The following is a 16,611-nucleotide window of genomic DNA, read 5'->3' on the forward strand; positions in this document are numbered from 1 at the left end:
TTCACCTCCTGAAGGGGTTTCGTTCGGCCGGTCCATCATCCTCCGGGATCAGGTTATCGGGGTCGAGGACCCGCTCGGCTTCCTCCTTCGTCAGGATCTTCTCCTCCAGGATCACCTGCCGGACGGTTTTCCCTTCCCGGAACGCTTTTTTGGCCACTTCCGCCGCTTTGTCGTATCCGATGACCGGGTTGAGGGCGGTGGCCAGAGCCAGGGACTGTTCCATCAGGCTGCGGCAACGCTCCTCGTCCACTTCCAAACCCTCAATGCAACGTTCCCGTAAAGCGTCCATCCCGTTGGTCAGGATGTTGATGGAGTGAAGCAAATTATGGGCGATCACGGGCATCAACACATTCAGCTCCAATTGGGCGTGCTCTCCTGCGGCGGTAATGGCGGCATCGTTACCGATCACCTGCACGGAGATCATGTTCATCATTTCGGCCATCACGGGATTGACTTTCCCCGGCATGATGGAAGAGCCGGGCTGAACGGCGGGGAGCCGGTACTCGGCCAGACCCGTCCTCGGGCCGGAGCTGAGCAGGCGAAGATCGCTTGCCAGCTTGCCGAGGTGAACAGCCAGAACTTTGAGCGCGGAACTCGCTTTGATCGCCGCACCCGTATTTTGCATAAAAGCATACCGATATTTGGGTTGACGGAAGGGAAGACCGGTCCTCCGGGCGATTTCCTTCACCGCCTCATCCGCATAACCGGCGGGAGTATTGATCCCGGTGCCTACCGCGTTGCCGCCCAGACCGATTTGACAGAGAAGGTCCAGGGTTTCCTTCACTCCATCCCGCGCTTGTTCCAAAGCCCCGATGTAGCCGGACAATTCCTGCCCCACACGCAGCGGAACCGCATCCTGCAGGTGGGTGCGGCCTGATTTGACGATTCGGCCGAATTCTTCTTCCTTTTTCCGAAGGGATTCAATCAAGGATTCGAGAGAGGGGACCAAGCGATGGACCAGCTCTTCCGCCGCAGAAATGTTGATGGCTGCGTGGATGGTGTCATTGGTCGATTGTCCCCGGTTCACATGGTCATTGGGGTGAACGAGGGAAGTGTCCCCCACTTCCCCGCCCAGAATCCGGGCCGCACGGTTGGCGATCACTTCATTGGCGTTCATGTTTTGGGAAGTTCCCGCTCCCGCCTGATACACATCGACCACGAAGTGTTCATCCCACCGGCCCTCGATCACTTCTTCCGCCGCTTGGATGATGGCGGCGGCAACCTTCTCTTCCAGATCCCCGCATACCCCATTGGCATGGGCGGCGGCCGCCTTGATCAATCCCTGGGCCCGGATAAACCGGCGGGGCAGCCGCCAGCCGCTGATCGGAAAATTTTTCACGGCCCGCTGTGTCTGGGCCCCGTAATACCGGTCCGAAGGGACACGCACTTCCCCGAGCGAATCCCGTTGAATCCGAAAATCTTTCGACATGCTGGTTCCACCCCCGGAAAATTTTTGGTTCCTCCGTTACTTTTCCCGGGGACTATCGATTAAACACGTGCTGCACGTATTCCTCCATCTGGGCGGCGATCCGGTCGTGCTGCTCACGTTCCAATTTGGCACGGGACAGCCGTTCCCTCTCCAGCCGTTTCGCCTCTTCCGCTTTTCGTCTGGCCGCTTCCCGTTCCCGGCGTTCTTTTTCGAGGCGTCCCGCCTGGAGAAGGATCTGACGGGCCCGTTCCAGGTGGGCTTCTTGTTCCGCTTTCCGCCTCGTCTCTTCCGCTTTTCGGTCTTCTTCCTTTGCCTGTTCCTCTTCCGGGAGGGCTTTTTCTTCCGTTTTCCGCTCTGCTTCTTCCTGTTCGAGGCGTTCCCGCTCCAGGCGCTCCCTCTCCTCAGGGGCCCGCCGTTCTGCTTCCAGATGGTCCTTTTCTTCTGCTTTTCGCTCCGCTTCTTCCTCTACCCTTTGCTCCCGTTCCTGACGCTCCGCCTCCTCACGGGCCTGTCGTGCCTGTTCTTCTTTCATTCGCCGGGCTTCTTCCAGTCGTTGCTGAAGCACCTGGGATGGTGGCGTGCCCGGTTCCTTCCCGACCTCCCGGGATTCCGTCTCCTCCTCCTTTCCGGAGGGCTGGGGCCGCTTAAAAAGCTGGTCCAAGAGGCCTTTGGATTCCCGCTTTTTAAGATAGGCATCCATTCGTGAAGCGACATAGCCGGCGGGTCGGTTGAAGCTTTTTTGAATCAGTTTGGCCAACGGTTTAGGAAAATCGGCATCGGCAGGGAGCTTTTTGATCGGTTCATCCACCAGATTTCCGGAGAACAACATATAGAGAAGGTTTCCCCAATCCATCTCCGGATTCGGAAGCGTCCGTCCCTCCACCCCGCAGTAGAGGACCTGAAGTTCTCCCGAAGCAGTGATGGCGATATTCGCCGGGTGAAGGAGGGTATACATGCGAAGGGGTTTTTCCTTCAGGATGTTCTCCACGGGAAACAGACTTCTCACCCAGGAGAGGATTCTTTCCTCTTCCAACCCGCCCCGGGCCATACGTTCGTGGAGGCGATCCTCAAAGGGGACATAGGGACGGATCATGACCAATGACCGCTCTTCCGAGTAAACCTGAAGGTACGGTACAATGGAGCGATGTTTCAGAGACAGATACTGCTGAATCGCCCGGGGCGGTGCCGGCCGTTGCAGACGGGTGTATTGAAGATAGAAGCGTTTTCCGCCCGCGGCTGCCACCGCCAGTTCCCCCTGAAAAAACGGTTCCACATGTTCAATTTGATATGTATCCCGGTAGATCTCTCCAACGTTGAAAAACGACAATATCCTCCCCCCACTCCATGATTTCAAGGGCTGGATCAAGGCGAAAATCATAGAAAATGCCATTTTCAGAATACCACAGCCCCTTTCGATCGTACAGTCGGTTTCCGACAAAGAGTTCCATCCGCCGACACATTCCGATCATTCAATACCGTCCGCTTTCCGGACGATGGGGCGCCTACAAAAAAAACGGCCGCCTGAAAAAGCCTGCGAATTGCATCGCGGACTTTTCAGGCGGCGTTGTTCTCTCAACTCTCCGTATCCAGATACAGGTTCCCCCGATCATCCCGGCGCCAGCAATGACCCCGCGTGAGCCGTGCTCCTCCCAGCCACCAGTCAATGCCGGAGGCCCGGACGCGATCCTCGCTGCCTGACAGCACCTCTTCTCCCAGGGGGGTCAGGAATATCCGGCCCTCCAGCCCGTCCGCTTCCCCATCCCCCTTCTCGGTCCGGATCAGGGGAAACGGGCCGTCTCCGAGTTCGTTCAGCAAAGCCGCGAAATGAACGTCGCTCAGTCCGTCACCCTCCCGGGCCCGGCTCACTTCCCGGAAGAGCTCTCCGAATGTCGGGGCTTGCTCCCGGATCCGATTCATCGCGAGTTCCTCCACCCGGTTCAACCCGTTTTCCGCCGACGGGAAATAGTCGAGATGCCGGCGAAAGCTTGCGAAAAGGTATGGCAGGTGATTGTCCTCCGTCTCCAACCAGCGTTCCACGTCCCGGGGATCGGTGGAGATGTAAGCGTTCCAGGCGGAGACGGCTTGTTCCATGTGGCGCTTCTCCAGCGGAAGCCGATCTTCGTACAACCGGACGAGATCTTCATTGGACAGGGATTTGCCTTCGGGAAGGTCGACCCAATCCACGTTCTCCAACCCCAGCCGGTCCATCCGTTTCAAAAGATAGATCAGCATCATCTGGTCATAGCGGTCGGGTTCAAACCAGAGCACCACCCTGGAGGACTCCGGGATCCTTTCCAGGCGCTGCTCCTGGTAGCGGGTCACCATTTCCAGCTGTTCCGCCGGAATGCCGATCCGGTCTTCGAAAAAAGCCGCCCGGTCCTCCAGACTGACTCCTTCTTCCCATTGGGGGGAAAACGGGCCGAAATCGTACATTTCCCGCCAGACGAACACTTCTCCTTTCAGGGGGGCGCAATCCCGCAGGCGTTCCCCCGGAACATCCCCGTTCACAATGTGGATCAATGGCCTCTCCCCTTTCTGTCTCAGCGGCTTCCTCCATCACGAATCTCTTCTTTTCCAGCATGACATAACCACCCGCCTGTTTCCAAGCGTAAAAAACCCGGGCGGCAGCCGGATTTAATGACCAAGTTTGTCAGAAGATCCTTCCGCTTTGAAGATGCCCCATCGTCCCCCTCTCCCCCAGCCCCAATCAACCCCATGTTTTTGTTTTGGGTTTCTCTTCAGATGTCTACTTTTGTGTGTCACAAAGGAACCGCGAATAAAGCTCGCAAAAATAGTTGGGCCTGAATAAATTGGCAGCATGACCGGCCAACGGAATCTCTTCATAAACAACATGGGGAAGAATGGTGTTCAGATCATAGAGACACGACTGATACAGTTCATCATGTTTTCCCATCACCCAAAAAGTCGGTTGACTCAGTTTCCGTAAACGGGACTTAAGATCGAACTCCAGACGATGTCGCAGAGATTCCGGAAGAATGGATGGATGCAATTCCATTCCCAGACGATAGTAAATTTTTCTGGAAATCAAAGCGCTCGATGATTGCCGATTAATCCATGGATAAATACGATCGTTTCCTTCCCCGGATCCTTTCTTGTTTGCAAGGATAATCCCCTTTCAAAGGATGAATGATTGGATTACCGCGTCAAACGATTCATCAGGGATATCTTAACCTCTCACTATGTAGCTTATATAAAGATCGGATTGAATGTGGAGCAGGAATCGGCGGAAACCCAGGCACACCCAAGAGACCCCGCAGGATCAGACCCGTCGTCATTTTTCCCTCCCTCGTGTACACAGTTGGGAGCCTCTCCGTTTAACCTCCTGATTCACTCTTCCCCTCCTTTTCCAAACATATCTTTCCACGCATCCGGGGCTGTCTTGCCGCTTTCCGGTTTCACCCCGTACAATGGGAGAGAACCCGAAAAGGAGGCAGCCATCATGACATACCCGAAATCCCAATCCTTACATAAAGAAGCGACGGATGTGATCGTGGGCGGCGTAAACAGCCCCTCGAGGTCCTTTGCTCCCGTCGGCCTGGATCATCCGGTGTATATGAAGAAAGCCGCGGGTCCTTACTTCTGGGACGAAGACGGCAACCGGTACATCGATTATCTGGCCGCATTCGGCCCCATCATCCTGGGCCACGCCCACCCGGGAGTCACCGAGGCGATTCAACGCACGGCCGAAGAAGGAGTCCTGTATGGCACCCCGACGGAAAAAGAGATCCGTTTCGGAAAAATGCTCCGGGAGGCCATTCCCTCCTGCGAACAGCTTCGTTTCGTCAACAGCGGAACCGAAGCGGTGATGAGTACCATTCGACTCGCCCGGGCCTTTACAGGAAAAGATAAGATTATCAAATTTGCGGGCTGTTACCACGGGCATTCCGATCTGGTTCTGGTGGCGGCCGGCTCCGGCCCCTCCACCCTGGGAACGCCGGACAGTGCCGGTATTCCCCAAAGCATCGCCAACGAGGTGGTCACCGTCCCCTTCAACGACACGGCAGCTCTGGAAGAAGCGCTCACCCGCTGGAAAGATCAGGTCGCAGCGGTGCTCGTGGAACCCTTGGTCGGCAATTTCGGCATTGTCGAACCGGCTCCCGGGTTTTTGGAGTCGGTGAACGAACAAGCCCATGCTGCGGGAGCATTGGTCATCTATGACGAAGTGATCACCGCGTTCCGTTTTCATTACGGAGGCGTTCAGACCCTTTACGGGGTGGAGCCGGACCTGACCGCCCTGGGCAAAATCATCGGGGGCGGACTGCCGATCGGCGCCTATGGCGGCCGCCGGGAGATCATGGATAAAGTGGCGCCCACGGGCCCCACTTACCAAGCGGGCACCATGGCGGGGAACCCCCTGTCGATCTCAGCCGGCATCGCCTGCCTTGAAGCCCTGTCCGTGCCCGGAACCTACGAGGAACTGGACCGGAAAGGGGCCACACTGGAAAAAGGACTTCTCTCCGGAGCCGAAAAAGCCGGCGTCCCCGTCCGGATCAACCGGAAAGGCGGGGCCCTGACCGTCTATTTCACCGAGCATCCGGTGACGGATTACGAGGGAGCCCAACAGGCGGACGGCCGGCGCTTTGCCCGCTTCTTCCGGAGCATGCTGCGGGAAGGGGTCTACCTCGCCCCTTCCAAGTACGAGGCCTGGTTTTTGACCACCGCCCATTCCGACACGGATATCGAAGACACGGTCGCAGCCGCGGAAAAAGCTTTTCAGGAATGTGTCTGATCCGATTTCACGGAGAGGAGGCAACCGATTGTCACAGGAACCCTTGACGATTTATGAACGCATCGGCGGCGACGATGCCGTCACCCGGATTGTGGAGGCCTTTTATCCACGGGTTCAGAAAGATCCGCTGCTGGCCCCGCTCTTTCCCGAAGACATCCGGCCGGTGATGGAAAAACAACGGCGGTTTCTCACCCAGTTTTTCGGGGGACCGCCTCTGTACAGTCAACAGTATGGACACCCCCGGCTCCGGGCCCGCCACCTTCCCTTCCCCATCACCCCCCGCCGGGCCGAAGCCTGGCTTCGCTGCATGGCGGAAGCATTGGACGAAGCCGGAATCGAAGGCGACGTCCGGGAAGAGATGTGGAGCCGCCTCTACTTCACCGCCGGTCACATGGTGAACACCCCGGAAGGAGAAGAAACGTAAAACCGGCTTTGGGATTCGAAACGGTCTCCGCAGCCGGAGCGGCATTGAGTAAATGCTGCCGCTCACATTACGCGTAACCACATCGGTCCCTCCGCCCCATGCTGACCCTCAACCGCCGAATGGGATTTCAAATCGGCGAAAAACGGGGATACAATGACCCTTCCCCTTTCTGAATATTAACCCCCACCCGCGGTACAAGCGGGTGGGGGTTTGATTTGTGATCACAGGGACCCGGTCAGGATCAGAAGACATAACGCCAGGGAGATCAACGGAAACGCGCTGAGCATTCCGCCGATGATCACTGCATGGGCGGTGATTCTCTTTTTCAGGACCTCGTTGGAGCGGGGGTCCTGAACCACCTGCATTCGGGTCAGGAAAACGTTCACCCATCCGAAGATGAGGAGCAAAAAGATCAGAATCAGGGGCACTTCCACTTCGACGGCCCCTCTCCCCTCCAGGACTTGAATGAAAAAGAATATCACGAGAAGGAGGGGGAGACTTTCAATGACAAGCATTTTGATGAAGAAGCGTGTAAACTCCCGTTGAACCAGGGATGGAACCCCTTCTTCAGCCCCCTCCATTTGGCCCGCCGAGAGGACGTTGGAAACCGTCTGTCGAAAAGCAATCACGATGCCCACCACGACGATTGCTGAGGCTGCAAACAACAGCCAGGCCGGATTTTCCACCAACATACGCATTCCCCCTTTCCGATGTTTGGGAAGATCGGCGTTCCCCCCTATTACCATACCGTATTTGATTGGAATGAAAAGTGCAATTTTTCCGCCCCCGAATCCCCACACTGTTCCCGCCACAAAAAAAGGTGGCCCGAAGGCCACGAATTAACCACCATTTCAGCAGAGAGTACCAGCTACTCTTATTATAGAAGATTCGTTCCGGAAGTACAAGAACATTCGTTCCTCTTTTCATGGGAAACTTGAGCTGTGTACGTGGAAAACGGGTCCAAGAATTGACGGATCTATCTGCCGGAGCGGGGAGATCGGGTGCTTGAGTCCCCGGAAATGATGTTCCGTCCGGAGGGTTTGAAGGCGGAACCCATCGGTCAGACTTCCTTTGAGTCCGTCGAACCCGGGGGGAGAGCGAAAACGACCTGGCGTGTTCTCCGCGGATGAAGTCGTAGTCCGGGTTGTAGTTGAACGTGACGATCGATACGGGGTGTCCCTTTTTTTCATAAAGAAGGTTGGCCCGCTGGATGAGGTTCCGGGTCAGCCCCCCTCGAATGTGACTGACCGAGTTCAATAGATAATAGAGGGGTACCATTAACACACCACCTACAAATTTCAGACTTAAAAACAAAGGAAAAATTCATTTGATATCAAAATTATGGCTTATAATCGATTGTTTGATCTTTCTCTTTTTACTCTTTTATCTGGTTATTCGAAACCAGATCCCTGTGTTTTGGTGTTATTTTGTCGATTATCGACCAAAATCATTTCTGAAGAAAATTTATTTTCGATTATCTCCAAGACCGGCAGGTCATGACCGTTCATGTCATGGTAACGATACCCGAACGGGCAGCCGGGGGGTTGATTGAATGGCCCCTCATGAAAAACATCCATCCAAGGTTCTTGTCCGGTCTGAAACGGTGATTCCACCGTTCATCCCCCCCTGTCAAACCATTCACTTTCCGGAGGAAGCAATATGAACCTGAATGATCCCTTATACGGCTGTTTTGAAGTGGATGAGGTCCTGGCAAACTTGATCCGTTCCCGGCCGGTTCAACGGTTGAAGCGGATCCATCAGACCGGAACGGTTCCATTGCAGGATATATCCGTTACAAGACGCCACCGGACATCGTTCAATTCCGGGAGGCCCCGGTCCCTTCCGGAGACGGGGCGATCCAGTCCGTGGTCTCTCCCTTTTTTTCGGTGACTGCTTCATCGTCCGGGATCCCATATCGGTCTTTCTCCCCCTCCCGGCGGACCCATTGCAGGAAGGTGTGGCCGAGCGCCACGGCGTAAGTGATCTCTTGGAGGATTTTCATGGTCACCCCACCCAGTTGCTGATCGTTCTCCGGGGAAAGGACCGAAAAAATCGCCGATCCCGAATAGGAAGCGAACAGCAGGTGATCGGCGAAGATGATCAGTGCGCAGGCGGGAGTCAACAGCCAACCGGCCGCGGCGATATAAACCATCTTTTTCAGGGGGGAGAGTACCTCCGCCTCACTCAGGGGTGTCATCACCGGCCACCACATCAGCGTTGCGGTGAGGACCAACAGGCCATGGGAAAGCAGATGGTATCCTTCATTCCCCATTAAAAAATCGAGTACCCGCGGCACGTGATAGAGGGAAAAGAGACCGTTAAACATCAGCAGGGCCACCACCGGCCTTTTTCCCCATGACGCCCATTTCTTGCCCGGTGCCGTTTGCAGGATTCTCTTCCACATCCAGGGGGCGATTCCCCGGATCAAGAGCGGAGGCATGATCAGGTAGAGGATCGACTGTTGCAACATATGCACGCTGAATAGTTCATGGCCGATCGGATGGATGGGACTGCCCAGCGCAAGGTAAAAGAGCGCCAAGCCGGTCAGAAAGAGCATTTTTTTGCCAATGGGGACCGGAGTGGAACCCGGGAATTGTCCCCTCCATCTCCCGGTGGCTGACAGATACAGCCCACCGATGCTCACCACGACCCAGTTGAACCCCACATTCCACAATCCGGGGGTGAAAAACGCCCCGATCAAGGCTTCCATATCCTTCCCTCCCCGTCCTCGCGATTCAGGGGATCATCCCCATCAGGTAGACCACTGTGAAAATAAAAATCCAGACCACATCGACAAAGTGCCAATACAGGCTGGCCACATAAAACTTGGGGGCCGTATGAACGGTAATCCCTTTGTTTCTCCCCTGGATCATCAACCCCAGAATCCACAGCACTCCGAACAGCACGTGGCTCCCGTGGGTCCCCAAGAGCAGGTAAAAAGAGGAGCCGAAGGCGCTGCTGGTGATGGTGTGCCCCTCGTGGATATACTCCACGAACTCATATACCTCCAACCCCAGGAACACCGCCCCCAACAGGATGGTGATCCCAAACCAGCGCAGCATTTTTTGAAGATCATTTTCGTGCATGCCCATAATCGCCAGCACGCTGGTCAGGCTGCTGGTCAGGAGCACCAGCGTGGAAGCCGCGACCACCGGCATCTGGAACAGTTCATATGGAGTCGGCCCGTTCAGGCTGGACCCCTTCAACGCCAGGTAAGTGCCAAACTCCGTGGCGAAAAGGGTGGTCTCCGCGGCGATAAATAACCAAAACCCAAGGATTTTGTTTTTTCCTTCCAGGGTCGCCCGTTCCGGCTCGGCGGGGAGACCTGCCACCGAAGCATTCTCCTCGATTTTCATCAATGTTCCACTCCTTTCAACTCATCCGGCTGAATGTGGTAGCCCGGATCCTCCTGGAAGGAACGGACATACATCGTGACCACCACGACGATCAACCCCAGAACCCCCACCTGCCAACTGTGAAAGACAAAGCCGAACCCCGAGATGAAGAAGCCGAGGGACATCACAAAGGGCAGGTGCGACGGAGAAGGCATGTGGATGGGGCCGAGGGGCTCGGCCGGTTTCAGTTTGCCGTCCCCCTCGTGTTTCTCCAGCCACCAGGGATCCAGTCCCCGGACCCGGGGAGTTTGGGCGAAGTTATAAGCCGGGGGCGGGGAGGAAATCGCCCATTCCAGCGTCCGGCCGTCCCAGGGATCCGGGCCGGCCGCCTCCCCGTGACGGAACGTCTGAACGACATTGTACAGGAGAAAAAGAAGCCCGGCCGTCATCAGGATCGCTCCGAGGGAACTCAAGAGATTGCCCAACTCCAGATTGTAACCGGCTTCATAAGTGAAGACCCGCCGCGGCATCCCCCACAGCCCGAGGAAGTGCTGCGGAAAAAACGTGAGGTGAAAGCCGAAATAAAAGAGCCAGAAATTCCATCTCCCCCATCTTTCATCCAGCTTGATGCCGAACATCTTGGGCCACCAATAATAAACACCGGCCAGGATCCCCATGATCGTTCCCCCGATAATCACATAATGGAAGTGGGCCACCACAAAATAGGTGTCGTGAAACTGGTGGTCGGCCGGCACCACCGCCAACATCACCCCCGTGACCCCGCCCATGACGAAGTTGACGATGAACCCCGCGGCGTACAGCATGGCCGTGGTAAACCGGATCCGTCCCCCCCACATGGTGAACAGCCAGTTGAAGACCTTGATCCCGGTGGGAACGGCGATGGCCATGGTGGAGACGGCGAAGATGCTGTTGGCGATCGGCCCCAGTCCGACGGTGAACATATGGTGAACCCAGACCATGAAACCCAGGAAACCGATCAGAACCACGGCAAAAACCATGGAATTGTACCCGAACAGACGCTTGCGGGAAAAGGTGCTGATCACATCCGAGAAGACGCCGAATGCGGGAAGAACCAGGATATAAACTTCCGGGTGTCCGAAAATCCAGAAGATGTGTTGCCAAACGACGACGTTTCCCCCGCCGGCGGTGACGAAGAAGCTGGTTTCAAACAGCCGGTCGAACATCATCATAAATAACCCCGCTGTCAACGGCGGAAAGGCGAACAGGATCAGGGCGGAAGTGACAAAGGTAGTCCAGGTGAACAGCGGCATCCGGAGATAGGTCATTCCGGGTGCCCGCATGTTAATGATGGTCACCAGGAAGTTGATCCCGCTGATCAATGTCCCGATCCCGGCGATCTGCAACCCGAGCACATAGTAGTTGACTCCCGGACCCGGACTGAAATCGTTCAGGGCCAGGGTCGGGTAATTGAACCAACCGGAATCGGGGGCACCGCCGAAGAGCCAGCTCAGGTTGAGAAGGAGTCCTCCGGAGAAATACAGCCAAAAACCCAGGGAATTGAGAAAGGGAAAGGCCACGTCCCGTGCCCCGATCTGCAGGGGAACGATGAAGTTCATCAAACCGAACAGGAGTGGCAGCGCCACCAAAAAGATCATCGTCGTTCCGTGCATGGTCATCAGCTGATTATAAACGTCCCCGACAATGAATTTGCTGTTGGGGAACATGAGCTGGATCCGGATCAGAAGCGCCTCCAGCCCTCCCATAAGAAAGAAAAACCCGCCGGCAATCAGATACAGGATCCCAATCCGCTTATGGTCGACGGTGGTAATCCAGTTCCAAAGCCAGTTTTCCTGAAGAAGATCCAAGTATCTGCGGTTGTAACCACCGGTCAGGATGGCTGCGAGAAACAGGATGAACACGATCAATACGACAAGGGTGGCCAAGAAACTCCCTCCTTTACGGATATGGTGCTCCTGAACTCATTTGAGCTCTTGCAGATAGTTCACGATGGCGTCCAGATCTTTTTCGCTCAGATGGTCAAATGCCGGCATCCGGTTACCCGGTTTGATGTCCTGGGGATTTTTCAGCCAGGCTTTCAGATTGTCCCGGTTGTTGTCCAGCACACCGGCAATGCGGGTCCTCTCTCCGAAGGCGGTCAGCTCGGGGCCGGTGCGGCCCAGGACTCGGTAGCCGGCTCCGCGCACCGCATGGCAACCGATACAGTTTTGTTCCACCCATCGCCGACCCTCTTCCGCCCTTCCGACTGTCGGTCGGGACTTTGGATTCTGTTGGGAAGAAATCCATTGATCAAAGTCTTTCGGCTCGTGGGCGATCACCCGGAAATTCATCAATGAGTGGGACGCCCCGCAAAGCTCCGCACACTTCCCCTCATAGATTCCGGGTTTGTCCGCCTGAAGGACCAACCGGTCGGTCTTTCCCGGGCTCAGATCCTGTTTCCCTCCCAGGCTGGGCACCCAGAAAGCGTGAATCACATCATGGGCCGTCATGATCAAGTCCACTTTTTTCCCGGTCGGGATATGGACTTCATTGGCGGTGGTCACTTTCTGTTCGGGATACTCAAACCCCCACCAGTATTGGTATCCGGTAACGTTAATCCGGAGAGAGTCGGCGGGATCGGGTTTTTCTTTGAGGCTAAAGGTGGTGGCAATGGTGGGCACCGCGAGAACGATCAGCAGCATGATCGGAATGACGGTCCACAGGACCTCCAGCTTTTTGCTCCCGGCCACCTGCTCCGGAATCCCTTTCTCTTCATCTCCCGGACGCTCCCTGTATCGCCACACGACATAGATGTAAATAACGGTGACAACGACCACAACGAAGGTCATGATGCCGGTGCTCAGATAGATCAGATTTAACTCTGACTTTCCGACGGGACCCTGGGGATCCAGAGCAGACATATTATGGTTGCCGCACCCGGTCAGCAGGCTGAAGGCGGTAAGGATTCCCATCGCGGCCCCACTTGCGGGCAGACATCGTTTCATCCTGGCTCACTCCCTTTCTTCACCTCGTGATGATATTCCCGACAGGCTGGAAGGACCTCATGGCAGAGCTGTGTCGGCAAATACGGCCAATGCCGTCAGGATGACGGTCAGATATGCCAGGGAAAACCGGAACATCCTCCGGGCCCACTTTTTTTCCTCGGTCGCAAACATCCCCCGAACCGAAAGACAGAAATAGATCCCCCCCAACACCGATGCAATCAACAAATACCCCCCTCCCACCGTCCCGGACAAGACCGGCAGCAAGGAAACGGGTATCAGAAGAGCCACGAATGCGGTCATTTGAATCCAGGTGGCACGGCTTCCTTTCACCACAGGCAACATCGGAATATCAGCCTTCCGGTAGTCTTCCTTTTTTAAAATGGCCAAGGCAAAAAAATGGGGGGGCTGCCAAAGGAAGAGAATTCCAAAGAGCACCCAAGCGGGCCAGTCCAGCGTATCCCGGACCGCCGTCCAGCCGACCAAGGGCGGCACGGCTCCGGAGAGACTGCCGACAATGGTGTTGGAAACGGAAACCCGCTTCAGCCACAAGGAATAGATGACGACGTACAGAAAAGCTCCACAAGCCGCCAAAAACGCCGTGAGAGGATTTACACCCAGAAAGAGGAGGGCTTCACCAACCGCCGTCAGGAGGGCTCCCAGGGCAAAGGCGGTTTCCCGATGAATTCTTCCAGCGGGGACCGGGCGGTTCTTCGTTCGCTCCATGAAACGGTCAATATCTCCGTCCATGCTGTTGTTCAGCGCACAACTGCCTCCCACCACCAGCAAAATTCCCGCCAGGGTCAGAGACAGATTCCCCCAATCCCATGCTCCGTTTGAAGCCAGCCAGAGCCCGGTCAGACAAGCCCAGGCGTTGGAAAGATTGATTCCGGGCTTCGTCAGGGAAAGAACATCCTTCCAACCGACGACGGACACGGACACGCCCTCTTGAAGAGAAGCCCGATCCGAGGGGGTTCCCTGACCGGAAACGGAAGTTTGATCCATGCGATTTCTTCCTTTCTGACTGTTGACTGACATCACCATTCAGGGGAGATGTTTCATCAAGCATTAAGGTTCCTAAAACCGGTGAGGATTATGTAAAAAGTTGGATCGGATGGTTTTTCTTCATGGGTTTTTATTTCTTCAGAGGATTCATTTGGAAAGGTCGTTGGCCTGTATCTCGAGAAAAAACCGGTGCCACGTTCCCGCCTATCCAGACTCGGAAACGTTCAGCACCGGTTTTCAGGCAACTTCCCCGTCAACAAATCCTCCAAAGTGGTCCGGTCCAGGACATGGGCGACGGTGTCGCGAACCAACGCCCACAGGGGCTTTAACAGGCACCCTTCTTCCAACGGGCAAGCCTCGTACGCCGTCAGACTGACACACCCCATGGGAGCCAGCGGTCCCTCCAACTGCCGCACCACTTCTCCGATCACCACATCCTTCGGCCGGACCCGGAGAGTGTACCCCCCGTTGGAGCCCCGCTTGCTTTTCACGTATCCGTGTTGTTTCAACCGCAGAAGAATTTGTTCCAGATAGGGAGCGGGTACCAAAATTTGTTCCGATATCCCTGACAGCGGCATCATCTCTTCTCCCCTGTTTCGGGCCAATACCAACAATGCCCGGAGAGCGTATTCCCCTCGACTGGATACCTTCATGTTTCTTCACAATCCCTTGAATGAATTAAAGGTGAGGTCTTGAATCCTGTGGTTTTTCCCTTTCTTTTTTTCGTTTCCACACGGCCAACGCCAAACAGGTGACCCAAAAAACAGACAAAATGCCGTAGATTGCGGTGTGCCAAGAGCTCGGCACGGACAAAGATTCGAGCAGCGTCCGGGCATTGATGGTGATGATGAGTCCCCCCACCAACACTCCGAGCAGATAGGAAGGGATCATTCGGACAAACCACGCCGCAATCGGGGCAGCCACGACTCCCCCTGCCATCAGCATCCCCACCCAGATCCAATCCACTTCCCCGAGGCCGAGGGATAATAAAAAACCGGCGGAGGCGGATACGGCTATGGCAAATTCGCTGGTATCGACGGACCCGATCACTTTTCTCGGTTCCATTCCTTTGTGGGACATGAGAACCGGGGTGGTCAGCGGCCCCCACCCGCCCCCGCCGGTGGAATCAAAGAATCCGGCGAACAATCCCAATGGAACGGTCCAACGCCCGGGCTTACCGGATCGTTTGTTTTGCTTGGAAGACTTCATGAACAAAAAACGGTAAATCACGTAAAATCCGAGCAAAAACAAGAATACGGCGATAAAGGGTTTGACCGTGTCCCCCGGCAGGCTGCTGAGAAAGCAGGCCCCGATGAAAGCTCCGATGGAGCCGGGGATCATCAGACGCCGGACCACGGTTTTGTCGATGTTTCCTAACTTCCAGTGGGAAACGCCGGCCGCCGCCGTGGTCACCACTTCAGCCATGTGGACGGATGCCGAGGCGACTGCCGGAGCGATCCCGTACATCAAGAGCAGCGAAGTGGAGGTGACCCCGTAGGCCATTCCGAGAGAACCGTCGATCAGTTGGGCAACAAATCCGATAAAAGCGAGGACGATCAGCCTTTGCATGAACCCTTTCCTCCCCAAAGCGCAATTCTGCCGGTTTCCCAGGCCGGAAGTGGACCCGGGGCCAAACACGACCTTTCCGAGTATTTTGGTCGGGTTCGGAACGATACGGCATCTTATGCGCCGGAAAGTCGTCCGGTTCCAGATCGATTGCCCGGGAAATGAATCCAATAAAAAAAGCGTGCGCAGATGCACACGCCTTGTTCCTTCAGTCAATTCCCACAGGCCGGAGAGGAAGAGTTCCGCCCCTTTGCCGTTTCCTCCTGTTCCGCTTTGTCTGCTTCCCGCTGCTTTCGCACCCATTGGAAGAAAGTGAAGCCCAAAACACTTCCATAAGCGATCTCCTGAATGATCTTCATGACGACTCCGCCCAGGGACTGATCATCCAGGGGCCCCAGGAATGCAAACACCTGAGGCGCATCCCGGTACATTTCGTACATCAGGGTATCGGAGAATGCGATGATCGCACAGGCGGGGGTGAGAAGCACACCGTCCGCAAAGATATACGCCATTTTTTTCAACGGACTGAGACGATCCCGTTCCGGCAACGGACAGACGATCGGCCACCACATCATAAAGGCCACCACCGTCAGTACCAGGTGGGACACCCCCATCCACCACGCACTTGCCATAATGGTGTCAAATACCATCGGAATATGATAGAGCGAGATCAACCCGTTAAAGGAAAAAAGGGTGATCAAAGGGTGTGTCAGGAAGGAAAAGACCTTCCGCCGGAGTGTTCCCCCGAACAGCGGACGGAACACCCAGGAAGGCAGCCCCGCCAGTACCAGGGGTGGAACCAGCAAATATTGCAGGGACATTTCCGTCATGTGGGCGCTGAACAGCAGTTGACCGAAAGAATGGACCGGGCCACCGGCCACGTAATACAGGATCAGACCCAACAGGAACAGAAACTTTTGCTTGGTCGTCGGTGCCTTCAGATCCTCCCGACGCATCGGTCCCGTCAGGATGAAATACAATGCACCGATCGCCAGGACAAACAGCAAGAAGGGGGGATGAACCAGGTTCCAAACATCAAAGGGATCGTGGGAAGCATGGTGATGATGCATACCGACTCCTCCTTCCCAGCCGGGATTGCGGGAAAAACCGCCGTATACGGA

General features: G+C 55.7%; 15 protein-coding genes and 1 pseudogene. 2 read left to right on the forward strand and 14 right to left on the reverse strand.

Annotated elements, in window-relative coordinates:
* Position 1: 1 nt before the first annotated feature.
* From C8P63_RS07125 to C8P63_RS19515, 4 genes and pseudogenes are all read right to left on the reverse strand, one after another.
* Positions 2-1,429 carry a class II fumarate hydratase gene (locus tag C8P63_RS07125; protein ID WP_108022666.1) on the reverse strand — a complete coding sequence of 476 codons (1,428 nt, stop codon included), beginning with the start codon at positions 1,427-1,429 and terminating at the stop codon, positions 2-4.
* A gap of 52 nt (positions 1,430-1,481) precedes the next feature.
* Complete coding sequence (locus tag C8P63_RS07130) at positions 1,482-2,756, reverse strand: hypothetical protein (protein WP_108022667.1); 1,275 nt, start codon at positions 2,754-2,756, stop codon at positions 1,482-1,484.
* 245 nt (positions 2,757-3,001) lie between these two features.
* Positions 3,002-3,949, reverse strand: a complete 948-nt coding sequence (locus tag C8P63_RS07135) for a DUF1835 domain-containing protein (RefSeq protein ID WP_170109543.1) — start codon at positions 3,947-3,949, stop codon at positions 3,002-3,004.
* A gap of 226 nt (positions 3,950-4,175) precedes the next feature.
* Positions 4,176-4,481, reverse strand: a pseudogene (locus C8P63_RS19515) (alpha/beta fold hydrolase); the annotation flags it as partial.
* 408 nt (positions 4,482-4,889) lie between these two features.
* Here C8P63_RS19515 and C8P63_RS07145 point away from each other — a divergent pair.
* Complete coding sequence (locus tag C8P63_RS07145) at positions 4,890-6,179, forward strand: glutamate-1-semialdehyde 2,1-aminomutase (protein ID WP_108022669.1); 1,290 nt, start codon at positions 4,890-4,892, stop codon at positions 6,177-6,179.
* Positions 6,180-6,207: 28 nt separating this feature from the next.
* Positions 6,208-6,603: a globin domain-containing protein gene (locus C8P63_RS07150; RefSeq protein WP_108022670.1), complete on the forward strand. Its 396-nt coding sequence runs from the start codon at positions 6,208-6,210 to the stop codon at positions 6,601-6,603.
* Positions 6,604-6,824: 221 nt separating this feature from the next.
* On the opposite strand, the gene C8P63_RS07155 is transcribed toward C8P63_RS07150, so the two are convergent.
* The 10 genes from C8P63_RS07155 to C8P63_RS07200 form a co-directional block, all read right to left on the reverse strand.
* Complete coding sequence (locus C8P63_RS07155) at positions 6,825-7,295, reverse strand: hypothetical protein (protein ID WP_146172132.1); 471 nt, start codon at positions 7,293-7,295, stop codon at positions 6,825-6,827.
* A 699-nt stretch (positions 7,296-7,994) separates the two neighbouring features.
* Positions 7,995-8,216: a hypothetical protein gene (locus tag C8P63_RS07160; RefSeq protein WP_108022672.1), complete on the reverse strand. Its 222-nt coding sequence runs from the start codon at positions 8,214-8,216 to the stop codon at positions 7,995-7,997.
* 203 nt (positions 8,217-8,419) lie between these two features.
* Positions 8,420-9,313 carry a cytochrome c oxidase assembly protein gene (locus tag C8P63_RS07165; protein ID WP_108022673.1) on the reverse strand — a complete coding sequence of 298 codons (894 nt, stop codon included), beginning with the start codon at positions 9,311-9,313 and terminating at the stop codon, positions 8,420-8,422.
* A 25-nt stretch (positions 9,314-9,338) separates the two neighbouring features.
* Positions 9,339-9,959 carry a cytochrome (ubi)quinol oxidase subunit III gene (locus C8P63_RS07170; protein ID WP_108022674.1) on the reverse strand — a complete coding sequence of 207 codons (621 nt, stop codon included), beginning with the start codon at positions 9,957-9,959 and terminating at the stop codon, positions 9,339-9,341.
* Positions 9,959-11,812, reverse strand: a complete 1,854-nt coding sequence (gene ctaD, locus C8P63_RS07175) for a cytochrome c oxidase subunit I (RefSeq protein WP_108022857.1) — start codon at positions 11,810-11,812, stop codon at positions 9,959-9,961. The genes C8P63_RS07170 and ctaD overlap by 1 nt, the downstream gene beginning before the upstream one ends.
* Positions 11,813-11,899: 87 nt before the next feature.
* Positions 11,900-12,922: a cytochrome c oxidase subunit II gene (coxB, locus tag C8P63_RS07180; protein WP_108022675.1), complete on the reverse strand. Its 1,023-nt coding sequence runs from the start codon at positions 12,920-12,922 to the stop codon at positions 11,900-11,902.
* A gap of 57 nt (positions 12,923-12,979) precedes the next feature.
* Positions 12,980-13,924, reverse strand: a complete 945-nt coding sequence (gene cyoE, locus C8P63_RS07185; protein ID WP_108022676.1) for a heme o synthase — start codon at positions 13,922-13,924, stop codon at positions 12,980-12,982.
* A gap of 224 nt (positions 13,925-14,148) precedes the next feature.
* Positions 14,149-14,577, reverse strand: a complete 429-nt coding sequence (locus tag C8P63_RS07190) for an RrF2 family transcriptional regulator (RefSeq protein WP_108022677.1) — start codon at positions 14,575-14,577, stop codon at positions 14,149-14,151.
* A 25-nt stretch (positions 14,578-14,602) separates the two neighbouring features.
* Positions 14,603-15,493, reverse strand: a complete 891-nt coding sequence (locus C8P63_RS07195) for a sulfite exporter TauE/SafE family protein (protein WP_108022678.1) — start codon at positions 15,491-15,493, stop codon at positions 14,603-14,605.
* Positions 15,494-15,702: 209 nt separating this feature from the next.
* A complete protein-coding gene (locus tag C8P63_RS07200) occupies positions 15,703-16,560 on the reverse strand; it encodes a cytochrome c oxidase assembly protein (protein WP_108022679.1) in 858 nt (285 codons plus the stop codon).
* Positions 16,561-16,611 lie beyond the last annotated feature (51 nt).

It is taken from the genome of Melghirimyces profundicolus, from assembly GCF_003054245.1.
Lineage (GTDB): Bacteria > Bacillota > Bacilli > Thermoactinomycetales > DSM-45169 > Melghirimyces > Melghirimyces profundicolus.

Coding starts and splice junctions, on each gene's coding strand:
- C8P63_RS07170 (WP_108022674.1), bottom strand. CDS start 9,959: ATGAAAATCGAGGAGAATGCTTCGGTGGCAGGTCTCCCCGCCGAGCCG.
- C8P63_RS07155 (WP_146172132.1), bottom strand. CDS start 7,295: ATGTTGGTGGAAAATCCGGCCTGGCTGTTGTTTGCAGCCTCAGCAATC.
- C8P63_RS07195 (WP_108022678.1), bottom strand. CDS start 15,493: ATGCAAAGGCTGATCGTCCTCGCTTTTATCGGATTTGTTGCCCAACTG.
- coxB (WP_108022675.1), bottom strand. CDS start 12,922: ATGAAACGATGTCTGCCCGCAAGTGGGGCCGCGATGGGAATCCTTACC.
- cyoE (WP_108022676.1), bottom strand. CDS start 13,924: ATGGATCAAACTTCCGTTTCCGGTCAGGGAACCCCCTCGGATCGGGCT.
- C8P63_RS07125 (WP_108022666.1), bottom strand. CDS start 1,429: ATGTCGAAAGATTTTCGGATTCAACGGGATTCGCTCGGGGAAGTGCGT.
- C8P63_RS07200 (WP_108022679.1), bottom strand. CDS start 16,560: ATGCATCATCACCATGCTTCCCACGATCCCTTTGATGTTTGGAACCTG.
- C8P63_RS07145 (WP_108022669.1), top strand. CDS start 4,890: ATGACATACCCGAAATCCCAATCCTTACATAAAGAAGCGACGGATGTG.
- C8P63_RS07165 (WP_108022673.1), bottom strand. CDS start 9,313: ATGGAAGCCTTGATCGGGGCGTTTTTCACCCCCGGATTGTGGAATGTG.
- C8P63_RS07190 (WP_108022677.1), bottom strand. CDS start 14,577: ATGAAGGTATCCAGTCGAGGGGAATACGCTCTCCGGGCATTGTTGGTA.